This is a genomic window from Mucilaginibacter sabulilitoris, from assembly GCF_034262375.1.
GTDB lineage: Bacteria > Bacteroidota > Bacteroidia > Sphingobacteriales > Sphingobacteriaceae > Mucilaginibacter > Mucilaginibacter sabulilitoris.
In genome coordinates this window covers 456,907-479,322 of sequence record NZ_CP139558.1, presented here as the reverse complement: position 1 = coordinate 479,322, position 22,416 = coordinate 456,907, and the positions used below count along the sequence as shown (strand labels likewise).

17 protein-coding genes are annotated in these 22,416 nt (G+C 43.1%); 7 read left to right on the top strand and 10 right to left on the bottom strand.

All coding sequences use genetic code 11. The features are described 5' to 3' along the window. Window positions 1-6 precede the first annotated feature (6 nt). The 6 genes from SNE25_RS02130 to SNE25_RS02105 form a co-directional block, all read right to left on the bottom strand. On the bottom strand, window positions 7-3,546 hold the full coding sequence (locus SNE25_RS02130) for a DUF6443 domain-containing protein (RefSeq protein WP_321563443.1): 3,540 nt from the start codon (window positions 3,544-3,546) through the stop codon (window positions 7-9). Between the two features lie 12 nt (window positions 3,547-3,558). Further along, a complete protein-coding gene (locus tag SNE25_RS02125; protein WP_321563442.1) occupies window positions 3,559-5,247 on the bottom strand; it encodes a DUF5977 domain-containing protein in 1,689 nt (562 codons plus the stop codon). Further along, on the bottom strand, window positions 5,207-7,462 hold the full coding sequence (locus tag SNE25_RS02120) for a hypothetical protein (RefSeq protein ID WP_321563441.1): 2,256 nt from the start codon (window positions 7,460-7,462) through the stop codon (window positions 5,207-5,209). The genes SNE25_RS02125 and SNE25_RS02120 overlap by 41 nt, the downstream gene beginning before the upstream one ends. Window positions 7,463-7,509: 47 nt before the next feature. After that, window positions 7,510-8,733, bottom strand: coding sequence for a hypothetical protein (locus SNE25_RS02115; RefSeq protein WP_321563440.1), 1,224 nt, complete (start codon window positions 8,731-8,733; stop codon window positions 7,510-7,512). Window positions 8,734-9,562: 829 nt separating this feature from the next. Continuing rightward, a complete protein-coding gene (locus tag SNE25_RS02110; protein WP_321563439.1) occupies window positions 9,563-9,892 on the bottom strand; it encodes an SH3 domain-containing protein in 330 nt (109 codons plus the stop codon). A gap of 373 nt (window positions 9,893-10,265) precedes the next feature. After that, window positions 10,266-10,454, bottom strand: coding sequence for an Arm DNA-binding domain-containing protein (locus SNE25_RS02105; RefSeq protein ID WP_321563438.1), 189 nt, complete (start codon window positions 10,452-10,454; stop codon window positions 10,266-10,268). Between the two features lie 473 nt (window positions 10,455-10,927). On the opposite strand from SNE25_RS02105, the gene SNE25_RS02100 reads away from it, so the two are divergent. The 5 genes from SNE25_RS02100 (at window position 10,928) to SNE25_RS02080 (ending at window position 16,417) form a co-directional block, all read left to right on the top strand. Further along, complete coding sequence (locus SNE25_RS02100) at window positions 10,928-11,416, top strand: hypothetical protein (RefSeq protein WP_321563437.1); 489 nt, start codon at window positions 10,928-10,930, stop codon at window positions 11,414-11,416. A 256-nt stretch (window positions 11,417-11,672) separates the two neighbouring features. Then, on the top strand, window positions 11,673-15,002 hold the full coding sequence (locus SNE25_RS02095) for a DUF4175 family protein (RefSeq protein ID WP_321563436.1): 3,330 nt from the start codon (window positions 11,673-11,675) through the stop codon (window positions 15,000-15,002). A 1-nt stretch (window position 15,003) separates the two neighbouring features. Further along, window positions 15,004-15,429: an ATP-binding protein gene (locus SNE25_RS02090; RefSeq protein ID WP_321563435.1), complete on the top strand. Its 426-nt coding sequence runs from the start codon at window positions 15,004-15,006 to the stop codon at window positions 15,427-15,429. Continuing rightward, window positions 15,429-15,854: an rRNA maturation RNase YbeY gene (gene ybeY, locus SNE25_RS02085; RefSeq protein WP_321563434.1), complete on the top strand. Its 426-nt coding sequence runs from the start codon at window positions 15,429-15,431 to the stop codon at window positions 15,852-15,854. The genes SNE25_RS02090 and ybeY overlap by 1 nt, the downstream gene beginning before the upstream one ends. Window positions 15,855-15,901: 47 nt before the next feature. After that, window positions 15,902-16,417: a glutathione peroxidase gene (locus SNE25_RS02080; protein WP_321563433.1), complete on the top strand. Its 516-nt coding sequence runs from the start codon at window positions 15,902-15,904 to the stop codon at window positions 16,415-16,417. 205 nt (window positions 16,418-16,622) lie between these two features. On the opposite strand, the gene SNE25_RS02075 is transcribed toward SNE25_RS02080, so the two are convergent. The 4 genes from SNE25_RS02075 to SNE25_RS02060 all read right to left on the bottom strand — a co-directional run bounded on the left by SNE25_RS02075 (window position 16,623) and on the right by SNE25_RS02060 (window position 19,809). Continuing rightward, the gene (locus SNE25_RS02075; protein WP_321563432.1) at window positions 16,623-17,444 is read right to left on the bottom strand and encodes an MlaD family protein; all 822 of its coding nucleotides are present in this window, start codon (window positions 17,442-17,444) and stop codon (window positions 16,623-16,625) included. Then, window positions 17,441-18,232, bottom strand: coding sequence for an ABC transporter ATP-binding protein (locus SNE25_RS02070; RefSeq protein ID WP_321563431.1), 792 nt, complete (start codon window positions 18,230-18,232; stop codon window positions 17,441-17,443). Before SNE25_RS02070 ends, SNE25_RS02075 begins: the two co-directional genes overlap by 4 nt. Before the next feature lies 1 nt (window position 18,233). Continuing rightward, a complete protein-coding gene (locus SNE25_RS02065; RefSeq protein WP_321563430.1) occupies window positions 18,234-19,010 on the bottom strand; it encodes an MlaE family ABC transporter permease in 777 nt (258 codons plus the stop codon). A gap of 88 nt (window positions 19,011-19,098) precedes the next feature. Further along, window positions 19,099-19,809, bottom strand: coding sequence for a pirin family protein (locus SNE25_RS02060; RefSeq protein ID WP_321563429.1), 711 nt, complete (start codon window positions 19,807-19,809; stop codon window positions 19,099-19,101). Window positions 19,810-19,894: 85 nt separating this feature from the next. Between SNE25_RS02060 and SNE25_RS02055 the strand changes: the two genes are divergently transcribed. Together SNE25_RS02055 and SNE25_RS02050 are read left to right on the top strand one after the other, a co-directional pair. Next, a complete protein-coding gene (locus tag SNE25_RS02055; protein ID WP_321563428.1) occupies window positions 19,895-20,551 on the top strand; it encodes an oxidoreductase in 657 nt (218 codons plus the stop codon). Further along, window positions 20,548-22,416 (top strand): ABC-F family ATP-binding cassette domain-containing protein, encoded by a 1,869-nt coding sequence (locus SNE25_RS02050; protein WP_321563427.1) that lies wholly within the window; start codon window positions 20,548-20,550, stop codon window positions 22,414-22,416. The genes SNE25_RS02055 and SNE25_RS02050 overlap by 4 nt, the downstream gene beginning before the upstream one ends.

The window sequence follows — 22,416 nt, the reverse complement described above, 5'->3', positions numbered from 1 at the left end:
CAATTGTTAATAATTAAATAATGGAGGCGGTGTATAATATGATTTCGCCTTGCTATCATTCTGCATTTGTGGTTTATTTGATTGTCCTCCTGATCTATTTAATCCATCCGGCTTACTCTCATCTTTTTTTGTTTTTCCAGCTTCCCAATGTGGCTGACCAGGATGACTTGAATCGTTTTTTGCATCTTGTACAGTGTTTTCGTTGTCCCTATCTAATAATACTTGGTCACCAGATTTCGAATCTTTATCTTGATGCAAAGGTTGACTTGTCGGTATCCCCGCTTTTCTCTGAGCATCTCTTCTCGCCGCCCTTGAAGTTGGTTGAGGATTTTCCGGAGTATCACCTTTTGTTTTGGTATCACTACTAGATTTGTTGTTGACAATGGTTGGTGCTATGCGTGGAACACTATTAGTTATCCTTGTATTGTCACGTGGCATTACAGGAAAACTATTTGAATTATTTTTCTGAGAGTTCACTATAATCGCGGCTGTTGTAACGATCCCTAACGCTGCCAATCCAGAGGAAATTACCTCTGCCGCACCCAGCCCTAAAGTTACTGGGTCTTGTGCCAATACCCCACAACAATTTTCAGCGTCCATTCCATCCGGGTCAATATATCTTATGGAATTATCAACTCCATAATTATATGGACTCCACCGTCTTGACTTCTCCGCCAACGGGTCAACACTCGTCCACCTTGCAATCACCGGATCATAGAACCTTGCGCCATAATCATACTGGTTTAGCTCATCCTGCAACTCCTTCTTGTTGTAAAGATAATGATTTCTCAAACTTGGTATCATTCCCCTTGCAACATTTAATCCAAAAGGATAATAATCATCCTCACTCGCCTTTCCCTTTACCTGGTCGAAGGTTACCCGGTTGTTCCCCAGGTGATCCGTCAGGGTATATTCGTAGTTCGGCGAAGTGGTCGGGTTCAGCACCCTGCCTTCCTCGGTCTGCACAAAATCGATCCCTGTTCCCGTATATTGTATGCCATCAATGTATTCAGTTACCGTTGTGCCCGAGATCTTCCGCAGTTTCTGACCGGAGGCGTCATAGATATAGCTTAAGCTTTTGCCCGTGATCGTTTGAGGCAGGTTCAGCAGGTTATAGCTGATCGTATGGCCCTGACCATCGCTGGTGGCGTTGCCATTGGCATCATAGCCATAACTCCGCGTTACGCCGCCGCTTACCGACTGCAACTGATTGGTACTTCCATAGTTATAGGTCAGCGTCCCCGCATTGGGCCCCAGGCGTGTCAATGTCTTGATATTGCCGTTGGCATCGTAGGTAATCCCGTTCTCACTGAATGTCTCTACGGAATTGCCCGCGGTTAAACGGTTCAGCTGATCGTAATTATAGGTAACATACTTTTGCCCTGCGCTGCCCTTGTTATACAACTGCTCGGCAATGTTACCGTTATACTGAGGGCTACTATTATGTGCAGGCACCGGAGCATTGTAGTTCAACGCCATGCTAAACAATTTATCTGCCGCCGGGGCAACATTCGGATCGTTTACCTGCGAAAGCCAGCCACGCTCGTTATACGCATAACTGACGTTCTGCAAAAACGAAGTCCCGTTGTTGGTACTATGCAGGTGTTTGGTCTTTAACTGTCCTATTTCGTTATAATCTGCCTGGGATAACAGCACATTTTGCCCGCCATTGATCTGTTCAAATGTCTGCGTTTTACGACCCATATGATCGTAGGAATACAGGTTGGCGATGGTCAGTACCGGGCTTGTGGTACCAGTGGTATTATAATGTTTACGTGTAGTGGAGGTGATGGCATTGGTAAAATCATAACCGGTGGCGATCACATCATAATTATTGGCGTTTGGCGTACCACCGCCCAGGTAGTGCTGCTTATAGGTTTGCACGTTACGACCAAATCCGTCGTAATAGTTTACATCCCACAGCATATTACTGCTTCCCAGTATATTGACCTTACTGGCGGTAAGCAAACCCTTCGTTTGGGGACTGGCTCCGGATGGCATAGTCCCGAATAGGGCCGGGAACCCGGTGATGTTGCTGAAACTATAATCATCGTAATAGTTGATACTTAAATAACTGCTGATTGCCGGGTAACTGCTGATGCTGTAGCCGGTATTGGTATCGCTGGTATTGCGCGCATCCCACTGGTCGGCATTGTAAATATTGGTTTGCAGCTGGGATTGCGACAAAGCAGCAGCATCGGTCCACAGGCCGGTCATGATCACCCTGCCTAAGGCGTCATACTTGGTTACTGTCCATTGCTTGCTGGCACGCTGAACCGCGTCCTGGCTGAGCACCGGCTGATCCAGTTTGTTATAGACCATATACTCCCAGCCTTTACCGGGCAATTTTTTACGGCTTCCCCGGTTGCGTTCATCATAACGGTACTGGTAACACAGGTTATCCAGCACGGTTTGATTGGCTACGCTGGTAATACCGTTATCCGCACCACTTAGTGGGGGCAGCACAAAGGCCAGGTTGCCCAGGTCATCGTACACGTAATAAGTAGATAGCATTTGCAGCGTGCCCGTAGTATAATTAAACGTGCGTTTCAGCACCACATGGCCTTCCTTGTCTTTATATTCTTCCGTTGTTCCGCCACGACCGCTTTTCCAGTTTTCGTCCTTGCTCACCGTTACATACAGCTGACCCGCCAGGTAATAATTGCCATCGGTATTGCCTATGGTCAGCGCGCGGCTCTGGTCGCTGTTGACGGTCGCGTTATAAAGTGTTACCCTCATGCTTACCGCCGTATCGGCCCCGCTAAAGGCGTTCAGGTTATTGGTGGTATAAACCATTTTTATCGTATGTCCCGTGGTATTGCCTGCTACCGGCTGCCAGGGTGTTCCCGGCGCCCCCTGCTCCAGCACCCGGTTCAGCGGTGAAGGCTCAAATACAGTTTGCGAGAATGGTTGTGGGATCACCACTATTCCATTGCTTTGCTGGCTGCCGCTGACGCCGCTGCCTGTAGGGTTATAAAAGCCGGATAAACCAGCCGTCAAGGCATCTGGTTTATAACTACCATCCGCTGTCGTGGCCGCATAGGGCAGGTATTTCTGAGTTTCCCTGCCGAACTGATCATAGGCCATCGGTTGTACCACGTCTTTGCCCTGCGTGCTCCCTTTCACCTGCACGGTTTGCAGGGGCCTGCCCAAACCGTCATAGTACTGCACCGTCTGCATCAGCTCGCAGCTTGTCCGGTTTGCAAAGTCTCCTGAGTTTGGCGTAGCGCCGACGGTTTTCATCCCCTCGCGCCGGGGCACCGAGGTCACAATATAATTCTGATTCTGATTAAAACTATTCGCCAGCGGCTGGCAGTCCGGGTTAGCTATATACAACTTGACACTTTGACCGGCCCCCGGCGTGATCGTTGTCCCCGGCCCCAATTGAATGCTGCTGTAATTATAGTATTGGCCCGGTGCTATCGCTGTTCCGCTCAGCTGCGTGGTCGTTATTAATGTCTGGGCCTGGAGGTGATATGCTGATAGCAAAAGGATGATGCCTATTGCCAGTCTTTTGATATGATTCATCTGTGATAAGGTCTTCATGTAGGTGATATATTAGTTTAGCATACAATCGGTAGTACTCGTTTCAACATAATCGATGCTTATGCTATGATCCGACCATTGATAATGATAGGTGCAATCAAACTTACCCGCATGTCTTACTGAAGCTGTATAAATCTTGACTCCCGCTTCACATATGTCATTTATTATTTTATTGCCATCGCCGGTGCAAACAATACAGGTACCATGCTGGTTGGCGTACGCCTGCCCCTCTGCATTCAAAGCAGCAATTGCCTGACTATCGGCGTCTTCCTGGCTGACTATAGAACTGTACAACCCGGCGGCCTTCGTATAAGTCACTGTTGATCCATGATCGCTTCCGCAGTCGTCCCGCGTAAAGCCTCCGCTTTGTTCGGTGTTGTAATAAACCAGATGTCCGCCGTAATTAACACTCCTGCCCGCATACTTATAGGAATAGTTTTTCTGGATATTTCCGTTCAGATCTTTAATGTTCTGAAGCCGGTTGAAATCATCATAATCATAATAAGATATGGCATTTTTCGCATCATCCTGCGCATTGATACCTGTCAGCGGACTATAAGTGTAAGTGAGCATTTGACCATCTGCCGGGTAAAGGCGTAATTCATCGATCAGCGTAGTTCCACTGATCGATATCGCATTTTTTCCACTTACTAAATGTTCAAAATAATACCAGCCATTATAATTCCTTCCTGCTTGAGGATATCCCGACAATGTTCCAGGGATGGTTAATGGCGTGGAGCTCTTCAGCCAGTAGGATACTTTGTAGATCTCACTTGCATTCAAATTACCTTTGCTGATACCCCCGTTGGAAAGATTGTAACTGTTAACACCCGTAATGGCATTTTGAGCCGTTCTAGCCGCAGATGGAATGTTCCAGTTCCCCGTGCTGTCCGCTTCAAATGAGGTATAGGCAATATCGTTGATTGCAGCGTTGATTGCCTGGGCAGTAACATAGGAATGGGTATAATCCCATAAATATGAATTTAATGGTCCGTTTGCCTTCTGAAGCTGTAAGACATTCCCATTTTTATCATATTGCTGATAAACGAGCCGCGTCTCACTCGGATTGCTTCCGATCTGTGCTTCTACTGTTGCGGGCAGGACCAGGTTATTCGGCCATATCCGGTAATTGACTTTTGATACGCCCAGCAAGGTGCTGTTTTTACTAACCTTTTGAAAGATCAGTGGTGAAATAATATTCCTGTTAACCAGTTCATTTTTTGCCGCTAACGCCTCAGCGGACAACCCTGTGATGTTGTCCTGAGGATAAAAGTTATCCGTCAACAGGGTTTCTCCTTTGCTATTGGTAGTTTGGACAGAGCTGAGCAACTGATTAACCGGATTATTATATACATAATTCTCTGTTGTAGTTAGCGGGTTCTGTCCGTTAGTATCATAAATGATGGTTTTAACCGACGAAGGATAGAGCCATCCGCTGTACAGCGAATAATAGGCCACATTCAGCCATTTGTAGTCAAAAATGGTATTGATCATATCACAGGAGTACTGTCTGCCGCCATCTGCCTGGATAGCGTAATAGGTAGAGCTTTCAGATAAACGGGGATCATCTGTATAATTGGTAACAATGTCTTTTAAAACGATTCTTTGATTCCCCTGCATCCGGAAGCTTTTTTGTTCGCGTTCCAAACCCATATACCGGTTAAGGTTCGACAGGGGAACAGTAGGTATTGGATTTCCCATTAAAATACCAGATGTCTCTACGGCGCCTGCAAAGAAAGTGTGCTCCGTTCCCCCCCCCTTCATAGTTATCACCGATACTTTCAGTTACTTTACTATAAGTAATATGATTACCGGTTCCGTTGGTCTCATAGTAATTGGCAGAAGACAACTGCGTATAGAAACAGGTCTTGAGTGAACACCAGGGTGTTGCTGGACCATCTGTAGGTACCTTTTTAAAACTTTTATAAGCATGCGCATATTTAGGCGGGAGGTCCAGCAAGGCGCCCGAGGAACGTGTAACCCCGTCCGTGCCTACAGTATCGTAAATATACCGCTTGATCGCCAGGCGGTCACCCACCTGGTCATAGGATAATACCCGCTTGATCCTAACTCCTGCGACATCTTTATTCCCTTTGGCTGCATTACTGTTGTTGTAATCCAGTGTTGCAATGCCGCGGGTATCCCCTTGCACTTTTACGTATAAATAATAATCACCTGGAGGCACATGAAAATCAGCATTAGTGGTATGGTCAACAGCTGCGGGAACGGGTTGTGCTGTGATTAGATTATGGTTCAAATCTGCCAAACCTGCAAATACACCGTATTCATACTGCGGATAGGTCGGCAAGCCTTCGGAACTCCGGTGCATGGGAATACAGCTGACATTAATCGTCGTTTGCTGGTCACAGGTCACATGCATCAGTTCGCTGTAATAAATATTATAATGCTTAAGCGTGGAGGTACCGTTTGCCTCGACCTGGAAGACCTGATCCGGATTGTCGCAGTCTGGCCCGGAATCGCTGTATACCTGATTGGGCTCGTACTCCAGGCTGTCATATCCGCCCGTAGGGTAAGTCACCTTATTCAACAATCCGTTTTGCGCATAAAACCAATTCGGGTGCCTGTCGGCGCCGCTGGTGTACCGGGGATCCACCCTGTTGGGAATTAAGGTGCTGTTTCCGCCCTTGCCATTATAATACCCGAAATCATCCTGACCTGAGGATAGACGGGCCGGGATGTGATCCAGATCTTTATAGTTGAACAGATAGGCCTGATCATCGATATCTACTTCCGTTAGAAACAGCCGCCCGGTAACGCTTGGGGTTGTACCCGTACAATTGACGCAATTGTAGTCCATTTCGACCGTCTTCTTGGCGACATCGGAAATGATTGTGGCGTCACCTGTTTTACTTCCCGTACCATCAAACAGTTTGATCAGCCGTAGGGCGACATCACCGGGCATATCCTGCCGTGGGATGTACGAAAATTGCAGTACCCCTCCCAACCTGGAATTACTGCTGATTTCGGATATAAATAGGCCCTTGTTCATCAGCGTCACGGAATTCTGTGTCAGAGTTGGGGAATTGTCACATGGTGCTCTTTCGTTGGGATCATCCGCATCGCTATCCAGAAAGTTAATACTTTGGTTAACCGAGGGCACATAGCTGAACTGACAAGACTCATATTTCAGGTAAATAATGTCCCCTTCAGGGTGGGTGATCTGCGTCAGATACCAGGCGTTTCTGATAGTCGTCCGGTATTTTGGATTAGCTGAATCAAGTGAGGATGATGTCTCCACGGCATGGAATTCATACGTTACCCCATCCGGTGTTATGATGGTAAATCCACTTACCGCATTACCCTGTATGATTAAGTTATTTTGCTCCAGTTTACTGATCGTGCTTCCTTTAAAGACAAACCGGCCGGAATATCCCGGAAAACTATAATTAAAAATATCCGGCTGGGTATCGTACCCGTTATTAACAACCGAATTCACATAATCCGCTAAAGCGGATCCTCTGGTACCCGGAAAGTCTGCGGGAGGGAAGGCAAACGATCCGCTTTCATCCGGACCGCCTACAACGGTCCTGCTGATTACCCCGCCGGCGTTCAGCATCCAGCCCAGCCCCACCCGGGAAGCGATCTGATCAACTTTTAATCCCGTGGAACTATAATTAAGGGTAATGGGTAAATGCAGATTTTTGGTGGAATAGGTATATAGGTCTATATGGGTATTAACCGCACCGGTACTTAAGCTCGGACCAACCAGTGCATATTTAGTAATCTCGGAAACCGATGGAGATGGTGGCAGCATATTGGGCATATCTATACCTATGCTTCCGTCGCCCGGAGCAGTACCGGTTGCGCTGGTTTGTTGACGCATTCCGGCTTGTTGCGCGCAAAGCATATGGATAACTCCCCCGATTATGGTGATGGTTAATAGAATTTTTTTCATGAATCAGATAAGTGTAGTAGGATAAAAAGATTGAACAGCATTAAAAATTATTGCGTTGACTGGCTACTGGTCTTCGATGAACTTTTTACAAGCTGCTGCACCTCTTCCTGTAATTTTTGCATCTGTCGCCCCTGCTGTTGCAATTGTTCGTCTTTCTCAATCAGATAAAGTGTCAGCTCTTCTACTTTTTTCATCAGTAGTTTATTCATTTCGCCTAAGTTCAAACCCTCTTTGGCTATTTGTTTCTCTGATGGAATCTCCGGTAAGTGCTGGTTCTGATCGATATAAGTTTTAATTTCAGCCAATGATCGGAGTTGGTAATCTTTCCTAAATACATAATCTGACCAGCCATTCATGTCTATCAGCACTGATTGAGAATGTATCCTGCCGTTTACATCCAGCTTGTTTTGAGGATTTGTTACTCCAATACCCACGTTCCCGTTATATAGCCATGTCATTGCCTGCTGATCAGGCGTATCATTGATATTGTTAGCTCCATTGATAAACAGGTCTAACTTGGAGCCAAATGCGCCAGGACCGCCATGTCCGATTCTAAATTCCGCGCTTTCATTATAGGAATAGCCGGATGTACCGCTTCTTGAAAGTTTAAAAACTGATTTACTGGGCTGTGTTACCCCTCCTGGTTTACTGTCTGTAAGTTCCCTCACCTGTAACTTGGTTGTCGGTGTAAATATTCCAATACCAACGTTGCCGTCAATTGTGGCCGTCAGTTTGCTGCTCAACGTAAAATTAGCAGTGGTGCCAATACTAAAGCCGCCATTAACATCCAGTCCGGCAAAGATCGAATTTACGTTATTCTTATACTGGATATTCATATTAGTGGCTCCGGCGTTCCTTTCCAGTGTCAATAAGGTAGCATTGGCGTCTATAACATGCAGTGCACTTGCCGGTGCCGTTGTTCCCACACCGACAAAACCACCCAAGGGGTTCAGGGCCAGCTTATATGCCCCGCTACCTATTCCTTTATTTCGGCTCTGGATATAGCCGTATGTTCCGCCGAACTGACCGATGGAAATCCCTCCGGTAGTGCTGGTAGCACCGATCCATGCCGAGCCGTTGGGTAAGCTGGTCAATGGCGCCATCGCCGCATTCTGAGCGGCCTCTACGCTCAAACCAGAAACCGGAATGGTTGTTCCTATACCAACATTACCGCCGGTATAATACATGAGGTTCGTTCCGTTCACCCACTGCGCGTGTGCACAACGGGAAATGCTCAAAAAGACAAGTAGGGTCAGTGCTATTTTTTTCATAATGTGATTTGGTTATTGCTTACCGAACAGCATACATAGTTATGCCAGCATACTGCATGTACGGATACTATTCTTTGATAGATTAAAACTGATTGATTGAGCCTTTATGAGGCTTAGCGAAGGGTGTTTGTTATTGTGACAGGTTAATCATATTAATCGTTTAGGTGTCGCAAATATATATAATTATCATTCCAAACAAATAGCTTGTAATAATATTCTTAAATTGATAAATAATAACATTTGTTGATATTCTTCTGCGAGCCGCCTGCGAACAGAGCAAACCGTCTGTGAAGGGAGAGCACAACGTGCGGTTTCAAAGAATGCTTCACAAAGACTTGGCGCTGCATTTGACCTTATAAGGCATGTGTTGAAAAGGCATATATCAAATGCTATGACAAGACTGAAGCGGTTTGCGAGACGCAGGTGAGCTAAAATTGTGGAAAGCGGCTGACGTAGCAATGAATGAGCATAGCGAATGATTGATAAGGCCAGAGAAAGCTTTCATGAAGCAATGACTTTGCTTAAATCAAATTGGATGACAGATCGCATTGTGGTGGGCAATGCCTGCACATTTTATTAGTGGGTGGTATATGTGTATAGTGATTGAAATAAAAAAGTGCAGGTATTGTGTGTTAGCCTTGCGGCGGAGTTTAATGTGTCGCAGACTTATTAAACGGAACAACATCCGGCGACTGATTTGAAAAGCTTAAGAATTGCGCAATACCGATCTTCCTGGTGTGTGGATGGCCTCTGCGATGGACAGGCATAAGCAAAGCTTTCCTTTGCTCTCCTAAGCAACAAAAGAGGGTAAAGGAAAGTGATAGCTTATTTATTTGCTAAGGTAATCTCCCCATACCCAACCCGTGCTCCTCCTATATTTGATCTGAACCCATCCTTCATTTACCGTTGATGTGTCATTTAAAATTGTTACTGACTCTCCATTACCAATATTTGAAATGGGGTTACTATCAGCTCTCGGTTCTTGCCTGAGTTTAACGCCTCGTTTAGCATGAATATAACCAACTCTGCCATCTACATATTTGTGATATATTATGTTTTTAGCTTTACCACTAATGAGGAATAAACCGAGTCCCAAGTTGATGGCCAAGATAGTGTAGGCAATCCATCTGATTTTCTTAATACTGCTCCAATTGTACATATTAATGAATCAAAAGGTAGGTTAATACAGCCAGAATTAATATTTGTATCAATAAAAATCTAACTGCTTTGCTTTTATCATAAGAATATGCACAACCCTCACATAAACTCCTTACACCGAAATAAGTTCTTGTACTTGAAGTATTGTGCCTAGTGTTGAAATAATAGGTTTGGGCATAACCGGTCTGCACTGTACGTCTGTAATTAGCGCTATGTTGACCACACTTGTAGCATGATGCTGCCATCGATTTTAATGATAAGGTATAAACAATATTAGCAACTTATTAGAACAGTTACAATACTTTAAACAGAAAGAGCTTACCCGAAAGTAAGCTCTTCAGTTATTTGGATTCAGTACCTTTTAGCAAACCAGCTTAATTATCCTTTACAAATCTTAAAGAACCTCTTTCATTAGTACAACGCCATTTTAATGATTGGTTTGTCATCAACATACTTAGTGAATAATATTTACTTTGCCTGTCATGTGTAACTCTTAGAGCGACGGCATATTCGCCGTTTGATAGTTTTTTGGTGGTATTCAATACAATAGCAATGGTTGCCATAAAATAAGTTAATGACACCAAAACGGTAGTAAACAAAATCAAAAAAGAGCGGAAATTAGAGCTTTCTTCTCCAGCAATGATGGTCGAGAGGCCATCGTTTTGAGCGATAGCGAGAACCCCATGCTGGCGCGATACCGGGCTACGCTACATCCCGAATGTGTTCTCAAACATCAAAGTACAATAAACGGCACAAATGTTTGAGAGGCAAATATAATAAGTCCCCCTGTAAGTGCAAGCAGACATTTTAATTTCTAAACATCACTGCATTGCAGCTATTTCTGATACAGCACCCTGCTTAGCCAGAGAGCGAATTATTGAAGGTATACGCCTTTAATACAATAAGTGTATAATCAACGTCCGCTATTTCACATTTGTGTAAATCATATTGTACCAATATTGTCCGCAAACACACTGTTAAAATCAATAATTTGCACGTGAGGACCTAACTAACAATATTTCAAGCAATTACGGTTATGAAATGTACATTCATGGTGTTACTATTATTGAGTAGCTCAATAACATCACAAGCACAAAAAATAAAAGGCTATTGTTATTTTTCGGCAAGCATTCACTTGCCATCATCTGATTTTTATGTATTCACAACGCCAAAATCTTTCAGATATACACCCGGTTCTACTTATGTCCTTCCGCCAGCCTCACACAAGCTGCTTGCCACCCAAACCATCGAAAACGAGATCAGAACTGTTGACGCGCAGTGGCCAGGCCTGCTCCCTAACCAATTAATCAGCGGTACATCAACCGGCAACCAGGAAGAAACAATACAGCTCATTAAAGAGAAAATGAAAGTCATATACACCGCTCAACGGCATCAAGCGTTCAGGCAAAATCCAGTAGCAGTAATTTTATTTGATATTGATACCGGCCAAATTCTCTTTAATTACACCCTGCAATCAACTCCACAAGTGTTAGAAAATAAAAGCGTCGCGAACGCCGCATATTAAATAAATCTTATTACACTGGCTATTTTTATTAATTGGGGACGGAGATGAAAAATAGTAGAAAATGATGCCTGTCCGGTAAAAAAACCAGTACTTAACCTTTGCCTTATACACAGATTGTTAACACTTGTTAGCGTTCGTTTACAATTTAATAAATCGTTTTATTCATTGCGTTGTTTTTTTCAGTTTAAACCCTTAATTGTATAAATTGCCCTGTTTTTCCGTTAAGTTAATATAGTATTGCATTTTAGCGCCGAATATGAACTCCTCCGAAAATTATGACGTATTAATCGGGAAGATCAACATCTTCATCAGGAAATACTATTTCAATAATTTTCTGCGCGGGCTTATATTTTTAGGGGCCGGTCTGTTTACCGCTTATGTAATAATTACCCTGAGCGAGTATTTCGGCAATTTCAATATTGCTTTCCGTACCATATTATTCTACTTTTTTATTCTGCTTAATATTGGCCTTGCTTGCTGGCTTATTTTACCGCCGCTGCTTTCCTGGTTAAAATTGGGGCATTCATTAACACATGATGAGGCTGCCGAAATTATAGGCAAACATTTTCATGATGTTAATGATAAACTGCTGAACACCCTGCAGCTTAAAAAACTGGCTGCCGGTGATGAAAAGCACCGTGCCCTTATTGAAGCCAGCATTGATCAAAAGATAGAAGCGCTTAAGCCGGTGAGCTTTCCATCAGCCATCAACATTCGTGAGAATAGTAAATACCTCAAATGGATATTGGCTCCGGTTGCGGTGATCATCGTTTTAGCTTTCGCTGCACCATCGGTATTAACAGAAAGTACTAAAAGGATCATCAGGCATAACGAATATTTTGCACCAATCGCTCCTTTCCGGTTCACCATTCTGAATAAAAAGCTATCCGTAGTTCAGGGAGACGACCTTAAGCTGGATCTCAAGCTGGATGGTGATAAACTGCCTGCCGATGTGTATATTGAAACTGCAAATAATACCTTTAAGCTCGATAAAGAGAACATCAGCCGCTTTCATTATCAGTTCAGTAATCTGCAGCAAAACACCAGGTTCAGGTTGTTGGGCAATGGGTTCAGTTCGGTACAGTATGAAATAAAAGTAAACCAAAAGCCCGCGCTGCTTCATTTTGATGTGGAACTCAGCTATCCGGCCTATCTGCATAAAAAAGAGGAAACACTGACCAATGCCGGCGACCTGGTTATACCACAGGGAACCCGGGTTAAATGGCAGTTACATACCCAACACGCCACAGGGCTTCAATTTTATATGAACGGAATTGCGCAGCCAGCCAAATTAAGTGGCACCGATTTGTTTGAGCATACCGAAACTATTTATAAAAATGCTGTTTACAAGCTTAGCCCACTAAACCCCCTTGTTAACCACAGCGATTCTGCAGCCTATCATATCAATGTAATAACAGACGAGCCCCCGGCTATTACTGTTGAAGAAAAGTCAGACTCGGTAAGTATGAATGCGCTATATTTCAACGGAAAGATACAGGATGATCATGGGTTCTCGTCGTTAAATTTTCACTATAGTGTGCAAAATACCGGTAATAACAAACAGCAAAAAACGTTTATTAAACGAGTTGATGCGGCGATGGATCAAATACAATCGGACTTCTTTTATTTCTGGGATCTGAAGGATTTGGGCATAAACCCCGGCGCCCGGGTAACTTATTTTTTTGAAGTTGCAGATAATGATGGCGTAAACGGCCCTAAAAAAGCACGCAGCCCCGAACGTACGCTTAATGTACCTGATACCAAAGCCATTAATGAACAGTTAAATACCGGTACGCAGGCTATTAAGCAAAAAATGCAATCGGCCATTAAGCTTGCCGGCCAGGTTGAGCACGATTCGCAAAAGCTAAATCAGCTGTTGCTGAACAAAAACACGCTTTCCTTTGATGAAAAGAAACAGGTAGAGGACCTACTTCAGAAACGCCGCGATCTTGAAGACCTGGTAAAGGAGATAAAAGACGATAACAAAAAAAACCTCTACAACCGCCAGGAAAACCAGCAGCAAAACCAGGAGCTACTGGCAAAGCAAAAGCAAATCGAGGACCTTTTTAACAATGTGCTCGATCAAAAAACAAAAGAGTTGCTGCAAAACCTGCAAAAGCTTTTGGACGAGCAACAAAAAGACGATACCCGCGATGAGTTATCAAAAATGCAAATGGATAACAAATCGCTGAAAAAAGAGCTCGACCGTATGCTGGAACTTTATAAGAAACTGGAGTTTGAGCAAAAGCTTAACCAAAGCGTTGACCAGTTAAATAAACTGGCCGATAAGCAACAACAACTATCGGACAAAACCGGGCAGCAAAACAGCGATCAAAAGGCCCTGCAACAGGAACAGGACAACCTGAAAAAGGATTTCCAGGACATAAAAAAGGGGCTGGAAGATCTTCAGAAAACAAACGAGCAGGCCGAGCATAAAAGTGACTTTGAAAACCCGCAAAAAGAAACGCAAAGCATTGACCAGCAAATGGATCAAAGCGCGGGCGAACTACAGAAAAACAATAAAAGTGGTGCGGCAAAATCGCAAAAGCAGGCGGCCAAACAAATGCAGCAGCTCGCCAGCAAACTCCAGCAAAATAACGAGGAAGGCGAAAGTAAAGAAAATGCCATTGACGCGCAGCAACTGCGCGAATTGTTAAAAAGCCTTGTGAACAGTTCCTTTAATCAGGAAAAGGTAATGCAAACCTTAAAAAACACCAATCCAACAGATCCGGCTTATGTTACCTTATCGCAGGATCAAAAGAATATAAAAGACAACCTTAAAACTGCCGAGGATAGTCTTTATTCCCTCAGCAGGCGTATACCTCAGATACAATCAACCGTAAACCAGGAAATAGGCAATATCAATAACCATATTGACCAGGCGCTTGACAACCTGGGCGACCGTCGCACTGCCGAAGCTAACCGCCACCAGCAATACGCCATGACCGCTATGAACAACTTGGCGCTTATGCTAAGCGAGGCTTTAGAGCAGTTGCAAAAAATGATGAACAAAGGCAAGCCGGGCAAGGGGAAACAACAGTCTGTATCGCAGCTGGCCAAAATGCAGCAGCAGCTTAACCAGAATATGCAAAAGGCCCGCGAACAAATGCAGCAGCAGGGAAACCAGGGCAAAAGCCAGCAGGGGGAAAAGGGTAATATGAGCGAGCAGCTGGCCAAAATGGCGCGTCAGCAGCAAATGATCAGGCAGGCCCTTGAACAAATAAACCGCGAAGAAAACAAAGACGGAAAGGGCGGTTTGGGAAATTTAGATAAAATTTCGAAAGAAATGGAACAAACTGAGCATGATCTCGTAAACAGGAAGATAACAGATGAAGCGCTAAAGAGGCAGCAACAAATCCAAAGCCGGTTATTAGAAGCTGAAAAAGCCGAACAGGAACGGGAACAGGATCAGAAAAGGGAAAGCCATGCCGGTAAGGATATACCGCCGGGATACATAAAAGCACTGCAGGGGTACCAGCAGCAGCAGAATAAGCAAACAGAGCAAATAAAAACGGTATCTCCGGCACTTAATTTGTATTACAAACAAAAAATAAAATCTTACTTTGATCAACTTAATGCTAAATAATATGGAACAGGCAAATGTTCATACCAGCAGTGAATTGTTTACGTTACAGCTACCGTCAAAAACGGAGAGCATAGCTAAACTTGAGCTGCTGATTGAAGAAATTGCTGATAAATATCATATTACCGAAGACACCTTCGCCAATATGATGACCTGTCTGAACGAAGCTGTTATAAACGCTATTATACATGGTAATAAACTCGATGAAACAAAAAAGGTAATTATCAACGCTGAGATAGAACAAAAGCGCATTATATGGACCGTTACTGATGAAGGAACCGGTTTTGATTATGCCAACCTGGCCGATCCAACAGCACCCGAAAACCTGGAAAATTTAACCGGCAGGGGTGTGTACATTATAAAACACCTTGCCGATCAATGCATCTTCAATACATCGGGCAACACCATTGAACTACATTTTAAAATATAATGCCCGCTATTCAGTTTTTTGAAGAAGACATCAGCTATAAATTAAAAAACAAAACCCTTGTGCGACAATGGATTAAAAACACCATTACCGCCGAGGGTTTTAAGTTAAAAGAACTTACCTACGTTTTTTGCTCCGATGAATATTTGCTGCCCATTAACCAGCAATACCTTGATCATGATACTTATACAGACATCATCACTTTTGATAACTCAGAGGTTGAAGGTGAAATTGTTGGTGATATTTTTATCTCGATTGAACGTGTTCGTGAAAATGCCGCTAAATTTAAAATTGCTGAAACAGAGGAACTTCACCGTGTAATTATTCACGGGGCATTGCATTTACTTGGCTATACGGATAAAAGTGTTGTTACAAAACAGAAAATGACACAAAAAGAGGATGAGTATTTGGCTAAAAGAATTTTTTAATAGTTAATTTTACTAAGGAATTTATTTCACGATCAATTTTAAACAAAATGAAATTACTTACATTAATAATCGCTTTCCTTTTTATTTCGGCCCCGTCGTCAGTATATGAGTTTAAACTTAAAACTATTGATGGTAAAGACTTTACACTGGCCAAATACAAAGGCAAAAAAGTGCTTGTTGTTAACACAGCCTCCAAATGCGGCTTTACCAAACAATATGCCGATCTTGAAAAACTGTCAGAACAGTACAAAGGTAAATTAGTAGTTGTCGGTTTCCCTGCCAATAATTTTGGAGGTCAGGAACCAGGTACTAATCAGGACATTAAAACCTTTTGCAAAGAAAACTTCAATGTATCATTCCCAATGAGCGGAAAAGTTAGCGTAAAAGGGCTTGATATTGACCCATTGTTCCAGTATTTAACCACTGCCGAAAACCCTGATTTTACCGGCGAAATTAAATGGAACTTTGAAAAATTCCTGATTGATGAAAATGGAAAACTGATACACCGTTTCAGGTCACAAACCACTCCGTTATCAGAGGATATAACCAAATATCTTAACTAAAATCATTCCTTATAATAAAAAAGCCTCCTGGTAACATCAGGAGGATTTTTTATTCCGTTTATGCACAAATCGTGGCTGTTTTTTAGGGCTATTGTATAGTTGTTGTGTACAGTATTCTATATAGTTGTGTTTAGTTATGTAAGGCGCCGCGTGTCAGCTTAAAGTCATACTGCCCGAGGTTAAAATTAACCTTGTTATCCTCTGTTTAGTTCCCTTTATTATCCTGATCCTTTGCTGCTTTTTCTTTAGCATCTGCCTTTTCTTTGGCTGCTTTTTCCTTTTCCTTCTGCGCTTCTTCCTGCACTTTCTTTATAGAATCCTGTTTGGCTTTGGCTGCCTTTTTCTTTTTGTTAAAGAACCCTCTCAACAAAAAGTTATGCTGGGCGGCGGTTAGGTCTTCATTGAGGGTATTGGTGGTTTTGTGAACGTTTTTCATGGTAGTTTGAGCCTGTTTTACTGTACCCTCCAGGTCTTTCGCCATTTTATCATTATTTAATAACCGCCCAATAGTTCCTTTGCCGCCATTTATTTTACCTACAATTTGCGATAGATCAGTAGTCAGGGTTTCGGCATTATCGGCAACACGGGTAAGCTTGGTTATAATCTTGTCTACATCAACCGGGTTAATAGAACCCAGGCGCCCCCCCGGCTGTATCTCTTCATGACTTGTTATGCCGCCGGGAGCAATAACTACCAGCTTATCCCCCATCAGCCCATCACTCCCTATGCTTAATTTGGCATCAGTTTTAATGAATTTCTTTACACTGTTATTCAGCGTAAGGTCAACCCTTACAGAACTATCTGTAATAATATTTATTGATTGTACTACGCCAACGTTTATACCCGCAAAGCGTACGTTATTCCCTACCTGAAGGCCGCTTACATTTTTAAACGTTCCGTACACGTTAAAAGTAGAGTTGAACAGGCTTTTCTGATTTCCGATAAAAAATATCCCCAGTACCAACACCACTAATCCGGCAAAGGTAAACAGGCCAATTTTTATTTTTTGTGATGATGTGGCTTTCATATCGTTTCGCTAAAAAATGACTTCACTATTTTATTATCCGATTTTTGCAGCTCTTTGTAAGAACCCTCGGCTATATATTCCCCGTCTTCCATTACTACAATGCGGTCGGCTGTAATCCTGGCACATTCCATATCATGGGTAATAATGATAGACGATGTTTTATATTTCTTTTGCATATTGAGTATCAACTCACTAATTTCTCTTGATGTAATAGGGTCAAGACCAGTGGTTGGCTCGTCATAAAGCATAATTTCGGGTTTAACAATAAGTGTACGCGCCAGGCCTACCCTTTTGCGCATACCGCCGGATAGATCTGAGGGTAATTTATCAACGGCATCCATCAAACCCACCCCGTCTAAAACGTCTTCCACGCGCTGATCAATATCTGCCTGGTCTTTAATTTTCAATACGCGGGTTAATGGGAATTCCAGGTTTTCGCGTACGGTCATAGAATCGTACAAAGCGCCGCTTTGAAACAAAAACCCAATTTTTATGCGTAGTTGTTTCAATTCATTGTCATTCATACCGGCAACATTTTCCCCAAAAACAGTCAAATCTCCCCCATCGGGCTTAAGCATACCTACAATACATTGTATGGTTACCGATTTTCCCGAACCGGATCGGCCCAAAACAACCATGTTTTCGCTGCGCTTTAAATCAAAGGTGATATTCTTTAATACTTCCTTTTCACCAAATCCCTTTTTCAGGCCTTTAGCATGAATCACCACCTCGTCTTTTTTAGCAGATGCGGGCTTTTTAGTGTTGGTATTTCCGTCCTCGGTCTTCATATCAATGATAAAATAACAAGCTGGTGATCTGAACGGCTATGGCATCAATAACAAATATCCACAGGGAGGCGGTTACCACAGCCGAATTGGCGGCAATACCCACACTTTCTGTCCCCTTGTTAGAATGATATCCTTTATAACAACCTACAAAACCTATAGCGAAGCCAAAAAATACAGTTTTAACTACAGCCGGCAGCAGGTCAGAAAAGTCAAGCGAGGCGATGCATTTATTAAAATAGAGGGAAAAGCTGATATGATCGGTAATATTGAGGGCGATGAAGCCTCCAAACAGGCCTATAGCGTCGCCAATAAGAGCCAGAAGGGGTACCATAATACTGGTGGCCAAAACACGCGTAACAACGAGATATTGAAGCGGGTTGGCACCTGATACTTCCATCGCATCTATCTGTTCAGTAACCTTCATACTGCCCAGTTCGGCGCCAATACTTGAGGCTATTTTACCTGCACAAATAATAGCGGTAATTACAGGGCCCATTTCGCGTACAAAAGAAACCGCCAGCGTTTTGGGCAGCATACTGGCAGCACCCAGCTCAACCAGCGATGGCCGGAGTTGTATAATAAGCACCAGCCCCATAATAAAAGAGGTTATGCCCACCAGTGTAAGTGAGCGATAACCTATTTCATAACATTGCCGCACAAACTCCGACCACTCAAAGCCGCCGGTAAAAATATTTCTGAAAAACCTGGTAAAGAAGATACCTTGTTCTCCAATGCCTTCCATCCATCTTCTCCATCCGGTAATTGCTTGTTCTGCCATACGTCAGTCAACTAAATATAGTTAAACAAAGCCTGGTGGCTTTGCTTTGCGGTCCAAGAAAATTAACCTTTAGGTTCGGCGTACTGGTTTATGACATTGGTATATCAATGATCAGGAAGCGTGAAGCAACTTCGGGCTCAATTGTAAATGAACTTGTATCATAAACACCCATGGCGTCTCTTTTGTTTAAAACCGTACTGTTTATTTTAACAGAACCTTCAATAACAAATATGTAAGCACCATTGCCAGAATACTTTATATCATAGGCTACCTGCTGCCCTGCATCAAAGTTGCCCATGCTAAAGGTGGCATCCTGGTTAATCCATAAAGTATCGTCACTTTTAACGGGTGATACCAAAGTGAGCAACTGGTTAGATTTAAGCTTGTCTTTAAAGTTCTTTTGATCATAGCGTGGCTGTATGTCCCTTTCTTTTGGAAAAAGCCATATCTGCAGCGTTTTAGCAGCATCTGTTTTTGAGGCGTTATACTCCGAGTGATAAACCCCGGTACCTGCCGACATTACCTGTACTTCGCCGGCGGTAATTACACCGGTATTACCCATGCTGTCCTTATGTTCAATTCCTCCTTCAAGCGGAATGGTGATGATCTCCATGTTATCATGCGGATGGGTGCCAAAACCTTTGCCTGCTGCTATAGCATCGTCATTTAAAACCCGTAACGCCCCAAAATGAACCTTATTAGGGTCATAATATGAGGCAAAACTGAATGAAAAGTTTGCCTTTAACCAACCGATATCATTTTTTCCACGTTCATTCTCAGGATAAAAAATTGTTTTCATGATGTTCTCCTATTTATATGTTTAAACACACAATTTTTATTCCACAATATAATTATGTGTATTTTTGCAAAAAATTAAGCATGCAATGGCAAATAAGGCTATTATTGCAGGTTCAAGCGGACTAATTGGCAGTAATTTACTGGATATTTTACTGCAGGAGGCTTTTTACGATGAAGTTTTAATTCTGGTAAGAAAAGAATTAGATATACAGCATCCTAAACTGACTCAATTGGTGGTGGATTTTGATCAGCTCGACGCTTATAAGGGTTTCCTTAATGGCCGTGTTGTTTTTTGCTGCCTGGGATCAACCAAAAGTAAAACGCCCGATTTGGCAGTTTACCGCCAAATTGATCATGATTATCCGTTGCAACTGGCGCAATTGGCACATCAAAATGGTGTTAAGCAATATCATTTGGTTTCGGCTATTGGTGCAGATGCAGCTTCATCAAACTTTTATTTAAAAATGAAGGGCGAAACAGAGGCTGATCTGCAGGAAGTTGGGTTACCGGCGCTACATATCTATCGCCCGTCGCTGTTAACAGGCGACAGGCCAGAAAAGAGGTTGACCGAGCGGATTGCTGCCGTTTTGATGAAAGCATTTAACCCGTTGCTAATTGGCGGGTTAAGAAAATACAGGAGCATACCGGCGGCAACTGTAGCTGCTGCCATGTATAAACAATCAATAAAACACAATACCGGTGTATTTATATACCAGTATGATAAAATAAAACAACTATCGTGAGTACTTACATTTCGGCCGAGAACCTGGGTCATCAATTTCATGACAACTGGCTTTTTAAAAATATAACCATCGGTATAAACCGTGGCCGCAGGGTGGCATTGGTTGGCGTTAACGGCGCGGGCAAGTCTACCCTATTGAAACTATTGGCCGGTCATTTAAAACCTACAGAAGGCAAGGTGGTTCAAAGCCGCGACCTTAATATGGGCTACCTGGAACAGGATCCTCATTTTAAAAACGCGGTAACCATAAGCGACTATATTTTTCATGCAGATGATGTGCAGCAGCAGCTCATCCGTAAATACGAGGAGCTTCTGGAAAATGAGCCCGACAATGCCAAAGCCATTGAAAAGGTGATGGAAGAAATGAGCGAGGTAGATGCCTGGGAATATGAATATAAAATTAAGACCATTTTGGGCCGGTTAGATATTCATCACCTCAATCAAAAGATCAATACCCTATCGGGCGGACAAAAAAAACGTTTGGCCCTGGCCAAGCTGCTTATTGAGGATCCGGACATTTATATTTTAGATGAGCCTACCAACCACCTTGACATTGATACTATAGAGTGGCTGGAGAAATTACTGACCGAAGGTAACAAGACTATACTGATGGTTACGCACGACAGGTATTTTCTGGACAACGTTTGTAACGAGATACTGGAAATTGACCGCGGTAAAATTGTGCCTTACAATGGCAGCTACGGTTATTACCTGGAAAAGAAAGCTGAGCGTGATGCGGCTGATGAAGCTGCCTTCCAAAAAAACAGCAACCTGTTGCGTAAGGAGCTGGAATGGATGCGCCGCCAGCCACAAGCCCGCGGAACCAAATCAAAGGCCCGCATTGATGCTTATTATGATCTGGAAGAAAAAACAAAGAGCGGCGGCATACGTGACAAAGTAGAGCTGAGTGTTAAAACAGCACGTCAGGGAAACAAAATCATGGAGATGGAGCATCTTTATAAATCATTCAGCGGCCGCACCTTTATTGAAAATTTCAGCTATATATTTAAAAAAGGTGACCGTATTGGCTTGGCAGGCAGGAACGGAAGCGGTAAGTCGACGTTACTTAATTTGATCACGGGCGCGTTGGCGCCAGACAAAGGAACAATTGTTAAAGGTGAGACCACAGTGATTGGATATTTTCACCAGTCGGGCATTACTTTTAAAGAAGATGAGCGGGTAATTGATATTGTAAAGAACGTTGCAGAGTTTATTACCATGGCTGATGGTAAAACCATTTCGGCCTCTGCCCTGCTTACTTTATTTTTGTTCCCTCCTGCCAAGCAATATGGTTTTATATCAAAACTAAGTGGTGGCGAAAAGAAACGCTTGCAGCTGATGAGTATCCTGATGAAGAACCCGAACTTCCTGATACTGGATGAGCCTACCAATGACCTGGATATTGATACGTTAAACGTATTGGAAGAATTTTTAACCAACTATGGCGGTGTGTTGATGATGGTATCGCATGACAGGTACTTGCTTGACAAATTAACCGACCAGCTTTTTATTATGGAAGATGGCGGTAATGTGCGGATATATAATGGCAATTACTCATCATACCGTTTAGAGCTTGAGGAAGCCAAGCAGCAAAGCAAAAAAGCCCCGGTAGCGCAAGCTCCCGTTGCTACTCCTATCCCTAAAAAAAGCAAACTAAGCTTTAAAGAGACCAAAGAACTGGAAACTACCGAAGCCGAAATTGAAGCTATAGAAAACCAGATAAAAGATAAAACCGACCAGTTAAACGTGGTAGGAATAGAACCTGCAAAGCTTAACGAAATCATAAACCAGATAGAAGAGCTAAATAAAAAGCTAGATGCAAAAAGCGCCCGCTGGATGGAACTGACCGAACTAAAAGAATCATAA

What these genes read in the sequence shown, in the direction of transcription:
- SNE25_RS02070 (WP_321563431.1), bottom strand. Translation starts at nt 18,232, where the DNA reads ATGAAGACCGAGGACGGAAATACCAACACTAAAAAGCCCGCATCTGCT.
- SNE25_RS02065 (WP_321563430.1), bottom strand. Translation starts at nt 19,010, where the DNA reads ATGGCAGAACAAGCAATTACCGGATGGAGAAGATGGATGGAAGGCATT.
- SNE25_RS02110 (WP_321563439.1), bottom strand. Translation starts at nt 9,892, where the DNA reads ATGTACAATTGGAGCAGTATTAAGAAAATCAGATGGATTGCCTACACT.
- SNE25_RS02100 (WP_321563437.1), top strand. Translation starts at nt 10,928, where the DNA reads ATGAAATGTACATTCATGGTGTTACTATTATTGAGTAGCTCAATAACA.
- SNE25_RS02075 (WP_321563432.1), bottom strand. Translation starts at nt 17,444, where the DNA reads ATGAAAGCCACATCATCACAAAAAATAAAAATTGGCCTGTTTACCTTT.
- SNE25_RS02130 (WP_321563443.1), bottom strand. Translation starts at nt 3,546, where the DNA reads ATGAAGACCTTATCACAGATGAATCATATCAAAAGACTGGCAATAGGC.
- SNE25_RS02115 (WP_321563440.1), bottom strand. Translation starts at nt 8,733, where the DNA reads ATGAAAAAAATAGCACTGACCCTACTTGTCTTTTTGAGCATTTCCCGT.
- SNE25_RS02120 (WP_321563441.1), bottom strand. Translation starts at nt 7,462, where the DNA reads ATGAAAAAAATTCTATTAACCATCACCATAATCGGGGGAGTTATCCAT.
- SNE25_RS02125 (WP_321563442.1), bottom strand. Translation starts at nt 5,247, where the DNA reads ATGGGAAATCCAATACCTACTGTTCCCCTGTCGAACCTTAACCGGTAT.
- SNE25_RS02080 (WP_321563433.1), top strand. Translation starts at nt 15,902, where the DNA reads ATGAAATTACTTACATTAATAATCGCTTTCCTTTTTATTTCGGCCCCG.
- SNE25_RS02060 (WP_321563429.1), bottom strand. Translation starts at nt 19,809, where the DNA reads ATGAAAACAATTTTTTATCCTGAGAATGAACGTGGAAAAAATGATATC.
- SNE25_RS02055 (WP_321563428.1), top strand. Translation starts at nt 19,895, where the DNA reads ATGGCAAATAAGGCTATTATTGCAGGTTCAAGCGGACTAATTGGCAGT.
- SNE25_RS02105 (WP_321563438.1), bottom strand. Translation starts at nt 10,454, where the DNA reads ATGGCAACCATTGCTATTGTATTGAATACCACCAAAAAACTATCAAAC.
- ybeY (WP_321563434.1), top strand. Translation starts at nt 15,429, where the DNA reads ATGCCCGCTATTCAGTTTTTTGAAGAAGACATCAGCTATAAATTAAAA.
- SNE25_RS02090 (WP_321563435.1), top strand. Translation starts at nt 15,004, where the DNA reads ATGGAACAGGCAAATGTTCATACCAGCAGTGAATTGTTTACGTTACAG.
- SNE25_RS02095 (WP_321563436.1), top strand. Translation starts at nt 11,673, where the DNA reads ATGAACTCCTCCGAAAATTATGACGTATTAATCGGGAAGATCAACATC.